The organism is Streptomyces lycii, from assembly GCF_009735685.1.
In the GTDB taxonomy this organism is placed as follows: domain Bacteria; phylum Actinomycetota; class Actinomycetes; order Streptomycetales; family Streptomycetaceae; genus Streptomyces; species Streptomyces lycii.
On sequence record NZ_WHPN01000215.1, the window covers coordinates 1 to 13,147 of the forward strand.

General features: G+C 72.8%; 11 protein-coding genes. 4 read left to right on the forward strand and 7 right to left on the reverse strand.

Annotation, left to right across the window (positions count from 1 at the left end; all coding sequences use genetic code 11):
- Positions 1-255: 255 nt before the first annotated feature.
- Together GCU69_RS08755 and GCU69_RS08760 are read right to left on the reverse strand one after the other, a co-directional pair.
- Positions 256-408, reverse strand: coding sequence for a hypothetical protein (locus GCU69_RS08755; RefSeq protein ID WP_156205572.1), 153 nt, complete (start codon positions 406-408; stop codon positions 256-258).
- A gap of 147 nt (positions 409-555) precedes the next feature.
- On the reverse strand, positions 556-1,680 hold the full coding sequence (locus GCU69_RS08760) for a CobW family GTP-binding protein (RefSeq protein ID WP_098754008.1): 1,125 nt from the start codon (positions 1,678-1,680) through the stop codon (positions 556-558).
- Positions 1,681-1,893: 213 nt separating this feature from the next.
- Here GCU69_RS08760 and GCU69_RS08765 point away from each other — a divergent pair, with 213 nt between their 5' ends.
- Genes GCU69_RS08765 through GCU69_RS08775 form a run of 3 tightly spaced genes read left to right on the forward strand, consistent with a single transcriptional unit; the run spans position 1,894 to position 5,275 of the window.
- A complete protein-coding gene (locus tag GCU69_RS08765; RefSeq protein WP_098754007.1) occupies positions 1,894-2,832 on the forward strand; it encodes a sucrase ferredoxin in 939 nt (312 codons plus the stop codon).
- Complete coding sequence (locus GCU69_RS08770) at positions 2,829-4,586, forward strand: ATP-binding protein (RefSeq protein ID WP_156205573.1); 1,758 nt, start codon at positions 2,829-2,831, stop codon at positions 4,584-4,586. Before GCU69_RS08765 ends, GCU69_RS08770 begins: the two co-directional genes overlap by 4 nt.
- Positions 4,583-5,275 carry a response regulator gene (locus GCU69_RS08775; protein ID WP_156205574.1) on the forward strand — a complete coding sequence of 231 codons (693 nt, stop codon included), beginning with the start codon at positions 4,583-4,585 and terminating at the stop codon, positions 5,273-5,275. The genes GCU69_RS08770 and GCU69_RS08775 overlap by 4 nt, the downstream gene beginning before the upstream one ends.
- A 27-nt stretch (positions 5,276-5,302) precedes the next feature.
- Here GCU69_RS08775 and GCU69_RS08780 read toward each other — a convergent pair whose 3' ends face one another.
- Entirely contained in the window at positions 5,303-7,441 is a 2,139-nt protein-coding gene (locus tag GCU69_RS08780; RefSeq protein WP_156205575.1) for a DNA gyrase/topoisomerase IV subunit B, read from the reverse strand.
- Positions 7,442-7,877: 436 nt separating this feature from the next.
- Between GCU69_RS08780 and GCU69_RS08785 the strand changes: the two genes are divergently transcribed.
- Positions 7,878-8,108, forward strand: a complete 231-nt coding sequence (locus tag GCU69_RS08785) for a DUF7455 domain-containing protein (RefSeq protein ID WP_098754003.1) — start codon at positions 7,878-7,880, stop codon at positions 8,106-8,108.
- Positions 8,109-8,214: 106 nt separating this feature from the next.
- Here GCU69_RS08785 and GCU69_RS08790 read toward each other — a convergent pair whose 3' ends face one another.
- From GCU69_RS08790 to GCU69_RS08805, 4 genes are all read right to left on the reverse strand, one after another.
- Positions 8,215-9,057: a S1 family peptidase gene (locus GCU69_RS08790; RefSeq protein WP_156205576.1), complete on the reverse strand. Its 843-nt coding sequence runs from the start codon at positions 9,055-9,057 to the stop codon at positions 8,215-8,217.
- Positions 9,058-9,215: 158 nt separating this feature from the next.
- Positions 9,216-10,787: an RNA polymerase sigma factor gene (locus GCU69_RS08795; RefSeq protein WP_176604548.1), complete on the reverse strand. Its 1,572-nt coding sequence runs from the start codon at positions 10,785-10,787 to the stop codon at positions 9,216-9,218.
- A 318-nt stretch (positions 10,788-11,105) separates the two neighbouring features.
- Entirely contained in the window at positions 11,106-12,047 is a 942-nt protein-coding gene (locus GCU69_RS08800; protein WP_306474075.1) for a FadR/GntR family transcriptional regulator, read from the reverse strand.
- Positions 12,048-12,273: 226 nt separating this feature from the next.
- A complete protein-coding gene (locus tag GCU69_RS08805; RefSeq protein ID WP_156205577.1) occupies positions 12,274-13,050 on the reverse strand; it encodes an NUDIX hydrolase in 777 nt (258 codons plus the stop codon).
- Positions 13,051-13,147 lie beyond the last annotated feature (97 nt).

Below are 13,147 nucleotides of genomic sequence, written 5' to 3' on the forward strand. Positions count from 1 at the left end.
GGCGGGACGGCCGCGGCGCAACGGCGGGGCGCGGCCTGCGTAACGGCGGGACGGTCTCGGCGTAACGGCGCTATGCGGTCTGCGTGACGGCGGGCCCGGTACGGAGGCTGTGCCGGTGCCGGTGGGGACGTCGCGGCGCATCACGTCACGTCGGAGCGTGACGGCCCGGGCGGCGCGGCGGTGGCGATGCAGGGCCGCGCGGCGGTGGGGGCGTCGCGGCGGGCCCGGTGCGGACGTCACGGCGGTGGTACCCGATCACGTTCGCCCGTGTGTCTCCTCCGGTTCGGACGGCTCGGGCTCGGCCTGCTCCGGGCGCTCCAGGTCCGGGTCCCAGCGGTCCGGGTCCCAGCGGTCCGGCTCCTGCTGGTCCACGTGCGGCTCCCAGCGGTCCTGCTCCTGCTGGTCCAAGCCCCAGCCCCGTCCCACCGGGCCGGCTGCCGCCCGGGTCGTACTGGTCCAAGTCCCAGCGCCCCGGATCCCAGCGCTCCGGATCCCACCGGTCCGGCCCCTACCCGTCCGGGGCCCGCCGATCCGGCGCTCCTGCTGCCCCGGGTCCTACTCGACCGGGTCCTGCTGATCCGGGTCCCAGCGCCCCAGGTCCCACCGGTCCGGTTCCTGCTCGTCCGGGTCCCGCTGGTCCGCGGTCCGCTCCGGCTCTCTCACGTAGCGCAGGATCCCCCACATGCTCCGGTCGTCGGCGGGATCCTGCGTGCCGCCGGCCCGGCAGGCGTCCAGTTCCTTCCGGAGCGCGCCGGGGTCGGTCCCGGTGCCGATCAGCACCAGCTGGGTGGTGCGCGGCTCGTCGCGGCCCCAGGGGGCCGGCTGGAACCGGAGGAAGCTGCCCACCGCGTGCAGGGTGTACTTCTCGCGGTAGCCGTGGACGCCGAAGTGGACGAAGCCCTTGATGCGGTAGAGCCCGGCGGGCCGGCTGTCGAGGAACTCCATGAGCCGGCGCGGGTCCATGGGCTCCTCGGAGGTGAACGCGACGGTGTCGTAGGCGGCGTGCGGATGCGCGGCACAGTCGTCGTCGCCCCGCAGGTCCTCGAACGACAGCTGCCGGGGCAGCCGGTGGTCGTCCTCCCGGGAGCTGCGGTCGAACAGCAGGTCCGGGTCGATGCGTCCGTAGGACACCGGCAGCACGGGTACGCCACCGGCGAGTCCGGTGAGCGTGCGGAGCAGTTCCTCGCGCCCCGGCCCGGTCACACGGTCCGCCTTGTTGAGCACCACGAGGTCCGCGATGCCGATGTGCCGGTCCAGTTCCGGGTGCGCGGCGCGGGTGCGGGCGAACTCGGCCGCGTCGACGACCTCGACCAGACCGCCGTACACGATGTGCTCGCTGTCCGCGGCCAGGATCATCCGGATGAGTTCCTGCGGTTCGGCCAGGCCGCTCGCCTCGATCACGATGACGTCGATCCCGGCCTCGGGCCGGGCGAGCCGCTCCAGCAGCCCGTCCAGTTCGCTGGTGTCGACGGCGCAGCACAGGCATCCGTTGCCGAGCGAGATCATCGAGTCGACCTGTCCGGCCACCGCCATGGCGTCGATCTCGATGCTGCCGAAGTCGTTCACGACGGCGCCGATCCGGGTGCCCCTGCTGCCGGTGAGGAGATGGTTGAGCAGGGTGGTCTTGCCGGATCCCAGAAAGCCCGCGAGGACGACGACGGGGATCTGCTTCCTGGGCACGGACGGCGCCTCCGGCTTCTGGTCGGGGTCCGGGACGGGGCGGGCGGAACGGCTGCGCCCAGGATAGGAGCCCGGCCTCCGGCACCGTACTTCCGCCCCGCGCCCTCCCACGCGGGCGCCCCGCCCGGTGGCCTTTGTCACGGTCTGCTCCGCGACGCACGCCGAGCGGTGAACTGCGGCCGCCCGCGAACGGCCCAGGTTAGGCTCGCCTGCGTGAACACCTGCACGACGGCCTCCCGGGCCCTGTCCGAGCCCCTGGCCGGCACCGCCGCCACGGCCCGCACCTGGCTGCTGGTCGAGCAGCCCGGCCCCTGGGGCCCGAAGGCGCTCACCGCCAGCCGCCTCGACCCGGCGCTCGGCCGGGCCCTGGAGGCGGCCGCGGAGGGCACCGGAGTCCGCGTCGCGCTGATCCGCCGGCCCGGCCGGCACGCCGACCGGGACCCGTCCGCCGCACGCCGGGTCTACGCCGCGCACACCGTGCCCGGACGCTCGTGGATCCGGAGCGGCGTGCTCAGCGACCCCGCGGGCCTGCCCGCCCTGGATTTCGCCGCGCTCGGCGCGGGCGACCACGGCGGCCTCTGGCAGGCGTACACCGGTGAGCCGCTCGCCCTGGTGTGCACCAACGGCACACGCGACCGCTGCTGTGCCCTCCTCGGCCGCCCGCTGGCCGCCGAACTCGCCGCCGGCAGCCGGCCGACGTGGGAGGTCACCCACATCGGCGGGCACCGCTTCTCGCCGACCCTCTTCGTCCTCCCGTACGGCTACGCCTACGGCCGGGCCTCGGCGCCCGCCGTCAAGGAGATCCTGCACGCGGCGGGCGAGGGCAGGATCGCTTCCGCGGGCGCCCGCGGACGGTCGGCCTGGGACCGCCCGGCACAGGCCGCCGACCTGGCCGTACGAGAACTCACCGGGGAGGACCGCGCCGACGCGCTGACCGTCACGGACACCGCCGCCCGGGCACCGCGCGCCGGGGCCGCGGGCAGCTGGACCGTGACCGTCGCCCACACCGACGGCCGTTCCTGGCACACCGAGGTCGACGCCCGCCCCTCGCTCCCCCGCCGCCCGGAGAGCTGCGGCGCCGCCCCGGGAACGCCCCTGCACATGCTGGTGTCGGCCGTACGCGAGGCCGCCGCGCCGCGGAGCCGGGCATGACGGCGCCCGGGACCGCACCGCCGGGCCCGGCGAGCACGGACCCGGACGCCCCCGCCGGATCCGGGGGGCGTGGTGGCGCCGCGCCGTCCCCGGGCCGGCTGGGCATCGGCTGGCCGCGCCGGGTCTTCTCCCAGGTGCTGCTGGTCCAGCTGGCGATCACCACCGGGGTGACCGCCCTGGTCACCGGGCTGTTCCTGGCCCCGCTGGGCGAGCAGCTGGACGACCAGGCCATGCGGCGGGCCCTGGCGATCGCGCAGACCACCGCCACCCGCCCGGGCCTGGACCGGGACGTGCTCTCCACCCGGCCGTCACCGGACGGACCGGTGCAGGCCGAGGCCGAGCGGATCCGCCGGTCCACCGGCGCCGAGTACGTCGTGATCATGAACACCGCGGGCATCCGCCTCTCCCACCCCTCCCCGGAGCGCATCGGCCACCGCGTCTCCACCGACCCGGGCCGGGCGCTCGCCGGGGACGAGGTCATGCAGATCGACGAGGGAACCCTGGGCCGGTCGGCCCGCGGCAAGGTCCCGCTGCGCGACGAGGACGGCCGGATCGTGGGAGCCGTGTCCGTCGGCATCGGCTACGACAGCGTGCGGGACCGGCTGGTGTCCGCCGTGCCGGGACTGCTGGCGTACGCGGTCGGGGCCCTCGCCGTCGGCGCGCTCGCCGCCTATCTGGTCTCCCGGCGTCTCCAGCGACGCACCCACGACCTGGCCTTCTCCGACATCTCCGCGCTGCTGGCCGAACGCGAGGCGATGCTGCACGGCATCCGTGAGGGCGTCGTCGCGCTCGACGGGCGGGGCCGGGTCCGGCTCGTCAACGACGAGGCGCAGCGGCTGCTCGGACTCGGCCACCGGGCCACCGGGCTGCCGCTGGAGGACGTCCTCGGCCGGGGCCGTACCGCGGACGTGCTCTCCGGGCGGGTGACCGGTGAGGACCTGCTGACCGTCAGCGGCGGCCGGGTGCTGGTCGCCAACCGGATGCCGACCGACGACGGCGGTGCGGTCGTCACCCTGCGCGACCGCACCGAGCTGGAACGGCTCGGCCGCGAACTCGACGGCACCCGCGGCCTCATCGACGCCCTGCGGGCCCAGGACCACGAGCACGCGAACCGCATGCACACCCTGCTGGGCCTGCTGGAACTCGGGCTGTACGAGGAGGCCGAGCAGTTCATCACGGAGGCCGTCGGGGTGCACCGGGCCACGGCCGAGCAGATCACCGAGCGGGTCCGGGACCCGCTGCTCGCGGCGCTGCTGGTGGGCAAGGCGACCGTCGCGGCCGAGCGCGGGGTGGCGCTGCGCCTGACCGGGGAGAGCCTGCTGCCGGACCGGCTGGTCGACCCTGGCGGAGTGGTCACCGTGGTCGGCAATCTCGTCGACAACGCGCTGGACGCGGCCGCCGGCACCCCTCGGGCCGAGGTGCGGGTCGCCCTGCGGGCCGAGGGACGGGCCGCGGTGCTGCGGGTCGGCGACTCCGGCCCCGGGATCCCGCCGGAGCGGCGCGAGGACGTGTTCACCGAGGGCTGGTCCACGAAGGAACCCCCGGCCCACGGCGGGCGGCGCGGCATCGGGCTGGCGCTGGTGCGGCGGCTCGCGGAGCGCCAGGGCGGCAGCGCCCGGGTCCGGGCCGCGGAGGGCGGCGGCGCCGAGTTCACCGTCGTACTGCCGGAGGCGCTGGACGATGCGGTGCGCGGCACCGGGGACGAGGCGCTGTCCGGCGGTACGGCGGCGGACCCGGCCGGGGGGCCGCGGTGATCGGCGTGCTGGTCGTCGACGACGACGTACGGGTCGCCGCGGTCAACGCCGCCTATGTCGAGCGCACCCCGGGCTTCCGGGTGGCGGGCCGGGCGCACAGCGCCGCCGGGGCGCTGGCCTTCCTCGCCGGGCACCCCGGCGTGGACCTGGTCCTCATGGACCACTATCTGCCGGACGGCACCGGCCTCTCCGTCGTCGCCGAACTCCGGGAACGCGGGCACCAGACCGACGTGATCATGGTCACGGCCGCCCGCGACCTGGCGACCGTGCGGGCCGCCATGCGCAGCGGGGCGCTGCAGTACCTGGTCAAGCCGTTCTCCGCGGCCGGGCTGCGGGCCAAGCTGGAGGGCTACGCCGAGCTGCGCCGGGCGCTGGAGGGCGACGGGGAGGCCGAGCAGGGCCGGGTCGACCGCATCTTCGGGGCCCTCGGCGGCGCCTCCGCCGGGCCGGCGGGCGTCCCGAAGGGGCACTCGGCGCTCACCGCCGACCTGGTCCGGGACGTGCTGCGGTCCGCGACGGGCGCCCTGTCGGCGCAGGAGGTCGCGGAGCGCTCGGGGCTCAGCCGGCAGACGGCGCAGCGCTATCTGAAGCTGCTGGAGAGCGCCGGACAGGTGCGCCTCGGCCTCCGCTACGGGGACGCCGGGCGCCCGGAGCACCGCTACGCGTGGGCGGGCGGGGACAGGGCCTGAACGCGCCCCGCCACCGCCCGCGGGCGCTCAGGCGTCGATGCGGGAGCGGTCCAGGGTGGCCGCGGAGTTGGTGATGAACGACCTGCGGGGCGCGACGTCATTGCCCATCAGCAGGTCGAAGACCTGCTCGGCCGCTTCCAGGTCCCCGATGTTGATCCGCCGCAGCGTCCGGTGCCGCGGGTCCATGGTGGTCTCGGACAGCTGGTCGGCGTCCATCTCGCCGAGGCCCTTGTAGCGCTGGATCGAGTCCTTGTACTTGATCCCCTTGGCCTGGAACTCCAGCAGGGTGCTGCGCAGCTCGTTGTCGGAGTACGTGTAGACGTACTTGTCCTGGCCCTTCTTCGGGTGTGTCAGCTCGACCCGGTGCAGCGGGGGCACGGCCGCGAACACCCGGCCGGCCTCGACCATGGGCCGCATGTAGCGCTGGAAGAGCGTGAGCAGCAGGCAGCGGATGTGCGCGCCGTCCACGTCGGCGTCCACGAGCAGCACGATCTTGCCGTAACGGGCCGCGTCGATGTCGAAGGTCCGTCCGGACCCCGCTCCTATGACCTGGATGATCGCGCCGCACTCGGCGTTCTTGAGCATGTCCGCGATCGAGGACTTCTGGACGTTGAGGATCTTGCCCCGGATCGGGAGCAGCGCCTGGAACTCCGAGTCGCGCGCCAGCTTCGCGGTGCCCAGCGCGGAGTCCCCCTCGACGATGAAGAGCTCGCTGCGCTCGACGTCGTCGCTGCGGCAGTCCGCGAGCTTCGCGGGCAGCGAGGACGACTCCAGCGCCGTCTTCCGCCGCTGGGCCTCCTTGTGCTGCCGGGCCGCGATACGGGTGCGGGCGGCCGCCACGACCTTGTCCAGCACGGCCCGCGCCTGCTGCTTGACGTCCCGCTTGTTGGACGTCAGGAAGGCCTTGAGCTCCTTGGCGACGACGCCCGCGACGATCCGGGAGGCGGCCGAGGTGCCGAGCACCTCCTTGGTCTGCCCCTCGAACTGGGGCTCGGCGAGCCGGACGGTGACGACCGCGGTGAGCCCCTCGGTCGCGTCGTCCTTGTTGATGTCGTCCTCGGCGACCCGGAGCACCTTCTGGGAGCGGAGGACCTCGTTGAGCGTACGGGTCACGGAACGCTCGAAACCGGAGACGTGGGTGCCGCCCTTGGGGGTGGCGATGATGTTGACGAACGAGCGGAGGGTGGTGTCGTAGCCGGTGCCCCAGCGCAGCGCGATGTCGACGCCCAGCTCGCGGGTGACCTCGGTCGGCGTCATGTGGCCGCGGTCGTCCAGGACCGGCACGGTCTCCTTGAAAGTGCCCTGGCCGGAGAGCCGCAGCACATCGCAGACGGCCCGGTCCTGCGCGAGGTACTCGCAGAACTCGCTGATGCCGCCGTCGTACCGGAAGGTCTCCTCGACGGGCTTGCGCTGCTCGCCGTCGGGGCCGTCGAGGCCGCGCTCGTCCCGCACCACGAGGGTCAGCCCGGGCACCAGGAAGGCGGTCTGGCGGGCCCTGGCGTGCAGGTGTTCCAGGGAGAGCCGGGCGTCCTTGAGGAAGATCTGGCGGTCGGCCCAGAAGCGGACGCGGGTGCCGGTGCGGTTCTTCGGGACCTTCTTCTTCTTGATCAGGCCGTTGGCCGGGTCGAACGGGGCTTCGGAGCCGGACTCCGTGAAGATCCCCGGGACACCGCGCCGGAAGCTGATGGCGTGGGTGTGCCCGGCGCGGTCGACCTCGACGTCGAGCCGGCTGGACAGCGCGTTGACGACGGAGGCACCGACGCCGTGCAGACCGCCGGAGGCCGCGTAGGAGCCGCCGCCGAACTTGCCGCCGGCGTGCAGCTTGGTCATCACGACCTCGACGCCGGACAGACCGGTCTTGGGCTCGACGTCAACGGGGATGCCGCGGCCGTTGTCCCGGACCTCGACGGAGCCGTCGTCGTGGAGCACCACCTCGATGTGGTCGCAGTGGCCCCCGAGGGCCTCGTCGACCGAGTTGTCGATGATCTCCCAGAGGCAGTGCATGAGGCCGCGGCTGTCGGTCGAGCCGATGTACATGCCCGGACGCTTGCGCACCGCCTCCAGGCCCTCGAGGACGAGCAGGTGCCGCGCGGTGTAGTTGGAGCCGCCGTCCCGGTCTGCCCCGGTCAGAAGCGCAGTGGACGGCACGGACGTTTCGGCGGTCACGCGGTTCGCTCCTCGCTGAATTTCTCGATCAGGCCCGACTCCGGGCGCTGGGCGGCTTGGGTCACCGATGAGAGGGTACCGAGGCCTGGTAGAGCCTTTGTGCAGCCACCCACCGGGAGGGGTCATGCTAGTCCAGACTCGCTCTGGTGTTCGATCCCTCGCGCGGGTGACATGCACATCACGTTCCCTTGGAGGCATGAACCATTTAGGCTCCGGGCACGTCCTCATGAACAACCGGCAATCCCGCCGGGAGGACAGAAACCGACAAGCGCGATGAATACGTAAGCCCAACGCGATACGGCTCATTCGCCGCCACCTGGCAGCATCCGTCCGACTCGGAAGAAATTTTCGAGAGAAAGGCACGAGCGGGAACGTTTTCGGCCTGGTTGGATGTTGACCCTGGTACGACAGCTCGTCGAGCTAGAGAAGAGGCGACGTGACTACTGTTCTGACCCCCGCGAGCCCGCTGACGGCCGCCGACCGCTGCGACCGCTGCGGCGCCCAGGCCTACCTGCGCGTCGTCCTGATGAGCGGCGGTGAACTGCTCTTCTGCGCCCACCACGGGCGCAAGTTCGAGCCGGAACTCAAGAAGATCGCCGCAGAGATACAGGACGAGACCGAGCGGCTCACCGCCGCTCCCGCATCGGCGACCGAAGACGAACGCTGACGCTCCACACGCGACGACGAGCCCCTGCCGGCCCCGGGCCGGACGGCGGGTGCCCGCCTCCGCACGACGGAGGCGGGCACCCGCTCTCGTCGCTTTACCGGCCGCTTTACCGGCCCTTGTCGCCGCGCCCCTCCGCGACCGCCTGCTCCATGGCGGAGATCCGCGTGTAGACCCCGGGACTGCCGGCGTCCCCGCAGCCGCTCCCCCACGAGACCAGGCCCACCAGCCGCCCTCCCGCGACCAGCGGCCCGCCGCTGTCGCCCTGGCAGGCGTCCCCGCCACCGCCCCGCTCCCCGGCGCAGACCATGGAGCGGGCCTTGTACGTCCCGTCGGCACTGCCCGGATAGGCCCGCTCACAGACCGCGTCCTCCAGGATCCGGACCTTCGCCGCGTGCAGCACGGCCGCGTAGTCCCCCTCGCCGGTCGTGTCCCCCCAGCCGTAGACCTCGGCCTCGGTGCCCGGCCGGTAGGCCTTGTCGCCACCGCGCGCCATCGGCAGGGCGTCCCCCTCCGGCAGCTTCCCCGCCAGCGTCAGCACGGCGAGGTCTCCCTCGTTCGTGGCGCTGTCGTAGTCCGGGTTCACCCACACCCGGCGGACGTCCAACTCCTCGCCGCCCTTCGCCCGGAGATCGTTCCGTCCCGCTATGACCTTGAGGTCGCGGACCGCGTCCCGCTCCACGCCCAGCACCTCCCGGCTCAGGCAGTGGGCCGCCGTCAGGACCGTCCTGGACGCCACCACGGCCCCGCCGCAGAACTGGCCGGACCGGGTGTCCCCGAAGCGGTCCCGGCTCGCCAGAGCCACCGCCCAGGGGCTCTCGTCCGTGGCCGCGGGCTGCCCGCCGACCACCACACTGTCCGCTGCCGCGGTGGCGGGGGCCACCAGGGGCACTGCCGCGGCCACCGGTATCAGCGCCAGTGCTCCGATCAACGCTCGCGAGACGGGACGCATACTGTCTCCTCACTCTGCGACGGCACGTGCCGCCTCAGCGTGAAACGCTTTCCGCCCGGCTGCCACCCGGTCGGCGCCACGCGAAGACGCCTCCGGCCCGGAATCCCAAGGGATTCCGGGCCGGAGGCGCGACGTCGCGCGTTCGACCGATCGAGTGATCAGTCGAGGTAGTCCCGGAGTACCTGCGAGCGGGACGGGTGGCGCAGCTTGGACATGGTCTTCGACTCGATCTGGCGGATGCGCTCACGCGTGACGCCGTAGACCTTGCCGATCTCGTCCAGCGTCTTCGGCTGGCCGTCGGTGAGCCCGAAACGCATGGACACCACGCCCGCCTCGCGCTCGCTGAGGGTGTCCAGCACCGAGTGCAGCTGCTCCTGGAGCAGCGTGAAGCTGACCGCGTCGGCCGGTACGACGGCCTCGGAGTCCTCGATCAGGTCACCGAACTCGCTGTCGCCGTCCTCGCCGAGCGGTGTGTGCAGCGAGATGGGCTCGCGGCCGTACTTCTGGACCTCGATGACCTTCTCGGGGGTCATGTCGAGCTCCTTGGCCAGCTCCTCCGGGGTGGGCTCGCGGCCCAGGTCCTGGAGCATCTGGCGCTGCACACGCGCGAGCTTGTTGATGACCTCGACCATGTGCACCGGGATACGGATGGTGCGGGCCTGGTCGGCCATCGCGCGGGTGATCGCCTGGCGGATCCACCACGTCGCGTAGGTCGAGAACTTGTAGCCCTTGGTGTAGTCGAACTTCTCGACGGCGCGGATCAGACCGAGGTTGCCCTCCTGGATCAGATCCAGGAAGAGCATGCCGCGGCCGGTGTAGCGCTTGGCGAGCGAGACCACGAGCCGGAGGTTGGCCTCCAGGAGGTGGTTCTTGGCCCGCCGGCCGTCCTCGGCGATGATCTCCAACTCGCGCTTGAGCTTGGGAGCGAGCTTGTCGGCGTGCGCCAGCTTGTCCTCGGCGAACAGGCCGGCCTCGATGCGCTTGGCGAGCTCGACCTCCTGCTCGGCGTTGAGCAGCGGGACCTTGCCGATCTGCTTGAGGTAGTCCTTGACCGGGTCCGCCGTGGCACCCGCGGCCGCGACCTGCTGCGCGGGCGCGTCGTCCTCGTCGTCGTCGGACAGGACGAAGCCCTGGTTCTCGGGCTGCTCGCCCTCGGCTCCCTCGGCCTTGCCGCCGGCCGGTGCGGCGGCGGTCTCCTCGACCGCCTCGTCACCGTCGAGCGGCTCGTCGGCCGTCTTCTTGGCCGCCGTCTTCTTCACCGCCGTCTTCTTGGCGGTGGTCTTCTTCGCCGCGGTCTTCTTGGCGGTGGTCTTCTTCGCCGCGGTCTTCTTCGCGGGGGCCGCGGGGCTCTCGGCACTGGTCTCGCCCGGCACCTCGACCGCCGGGGCGGGCTCGGCCGGGACTGCGGTCTTCTTGGGCGCGGGGGCCTTGGCGGCGACGGTCTTGGTGGCCGTGCGCTTCGCCGGGCTCTTCGCTGCGACGCTCTTGCGGGTGCGCTTGGGCGCCTCTGCGGCACTGACCATCAGCGTCACACCCTCCTCGTCGAGGACCTGGTTGAGGCTGCGCAGAACGTTCTTCCACTGGGTTGGCGGAATCTGGTCAGCCTCGAAGGCCCGACGCACGTCATCGCCGGCGATCTGCCCCTCAGCCTTTCCCCGCTCGATGAGCGCCATGACAGACTCGGACTCGGCGATCTCCGGCGGGAGCGTACGGGATGTGCTGGCCGACACGAACAACCTCTCGGAACGATGGGAACGGCTTCCGGCACCCTGACCACGGTGGTCAGGAGCCGACGACCGCCGGCGGGGTGGACCGACGGCGCGGGCGGACCGACGGGGAATGCAGCGTCGCGAACGACGTCCGTATTCCTGTTGCGGCCATCACCTCTTAGGTCATCGCGCTTCCGCAGAGAGTGTTACGCCCGTTCCGCGTGGCCCGGGTCACACTTCACGAGCGATTCAAACCTCCACCCGCCCGGCCGGACCACCTCCGCCACGAGCCGCGCGCCGGGCCCGCGACCGCGCGGCCCGGCGGCACCGGCTACATCGTCAGTGCTCGCGGGGCGCGGGCACCACGCGCTCGACATCCGGATGCGCGGTCAGGAGCTGCCGCATCGCGGCCTCCGCCCCGGCGGCGTCCCCCGAGCCCACGGCCTCCACGATCCGGGCGTGGTGCCCGACGGACGCCTCGGTGGGCCGGTCGCAGCCGGTGATCGCTCCGCCGGACACCGCGAGCGCCGAGGAGACGATGCCCGCCAGGTGTTCCAGCATCCGGTTCCCGCCGAGTTGCAGCAGCAGCGCGTGGAACTCGGCGTCGGCGCGGGAGAAGGTGAGCGTGTCGTTCTGCGCCAGCGCGCGGCCCATGATCTGGACCATGTCGGCCAGCCGCTGCTGGGCCTCCTCCCTGCCGTGCCCCGCGGCGAGCCGGGCGGCCAGCGGCTCGATCGTCCAGCGGAGCTCGAACAGCTCGCGGCGCTGGTCCTCCCGCTGTGGCCCGTAGGCCCGCCACTCGATGATGTCCGGGTCGAGCAGATTCCAGTCGCTGACCGGACGGACGCGGGTGCCGACGTTCGGCCGGGCGCTGACGAGACCCTTGGCCTCGAGGACGCGCAGCGACTCCCGGACCACGGTGCGGGAGACCTCGAAGCGCTGGCCGATCTCCTCCGGGACCAGGGGGCGGTCGGCGCCCAGGTCGCCCGAGACGATCATCTGACCGAGCTGCTGCACGAGTTGTCCGTGCAGCCCGCGGCCGCGGTTGCCGGCCGTCCGGCGGCCGACCCGGCCCATCTCCGAGTCGCCTCCCTCCCAGGAGGCGCCTGCGGCACGGTCGCAGACCGGGCCTTCGGCGTAGGAGTAACGGTCAAGCTCGCCCGGGCCGGAGAGGCCGGAGTCGACGGGGCGAGCCGCGGTCATCATGGTGTGCGCAAGGGTACTCACGCATCTTTTGTCGGCGAGCCCCCGGACGCCCTTGAGGTCTTTGCTGAAAAGCACACGAAAGGGTGATCGCCCATGACCGCGCAATTGACGCCGGATCAGCGCGAGTCGGGCGGCTTCCGCAGGGCGGCCCACGGCGTGGCCGCCGAACGGCCCGACGCGGCAGGGAAGCTGCTGACCACGGGGCCGCAACACCGCGCCGGGCGGCCGACAAAGCGAGGGGCGGAACGCCAACGCGCAAGCTTTGCCGTCATGTTGGCACGGCGGCAACGGCCCGCCGGCGTCACGGCTCGGGGCGGAGCATGGGCGGGTTGAGGACGGTCGCCCCGCCCGCGCGGAACAGCTGGGCCGGCCTGCCGCCCTGCCGGGTGGTGGTGCCTCCGGTGGGCACCAGGAAGCCGGGGGTCCCGGTGACCTTGCGGTGGAAGTTGCGCGGATCGAGGGCCACGCCCCACACGGCTTCGTAGACCCGGCGCAGCTCTCCGACGGTGAACTCCCGCGAGCAGAAAGCCGTGGCCAGCGACGAATACTCGATCTTGGAACGGGCCCGCTCGACACCGTCCGCGAGGATGGTCGCGTGGTCGAAGGCCAGCGGGGCGCCCTCCTCCTCGTCACGGCTTGCTCCGTCCCGGCCCGCGCCGTCCCGGCCGAGCAGGGACTCGACCGGGGCCCAGCGGGCGCTGTGCGCGTCACCTCCCGCCCGGGGTGCCGGAAGGTCGGGTGCCAGCGCGAGATGGGCGACGCTGACAACACGCATCCGCGGGTCGCGGTCCGGGTCTCCGTAGGTCGCCAGCTGTTCGAGATGGGCGCCGTTGACCGGTGCGGGCCCCGTGGGATCGTGTGCCAGCAGCCCGGTCTCCTCGATGAGCTCCCTTGCGGCCGCGGCGGCCAAGTCCTCGTCCGCCCGGACGAATCCGCCGGGAAGGGCCCAACGGCCCTGGAAGGGCGGCTCACCCCGCCGGACCGCCAGGGCGCAGAGCGCGTGGCGGCGCACGGTGAGCACGACCAGGTCGACGGTGACGGCGAAGGGCGGGAAGGCCGACGGGTCGTAGGGCGACATGCCGCGATCATAGTCGTCTCCCTGACGATAAACGGGGTGGTTGAGGCAGGCGGCGGCACGGCGGTCCGGGCACCGGACCCCGGGGCCGCACCGCTCC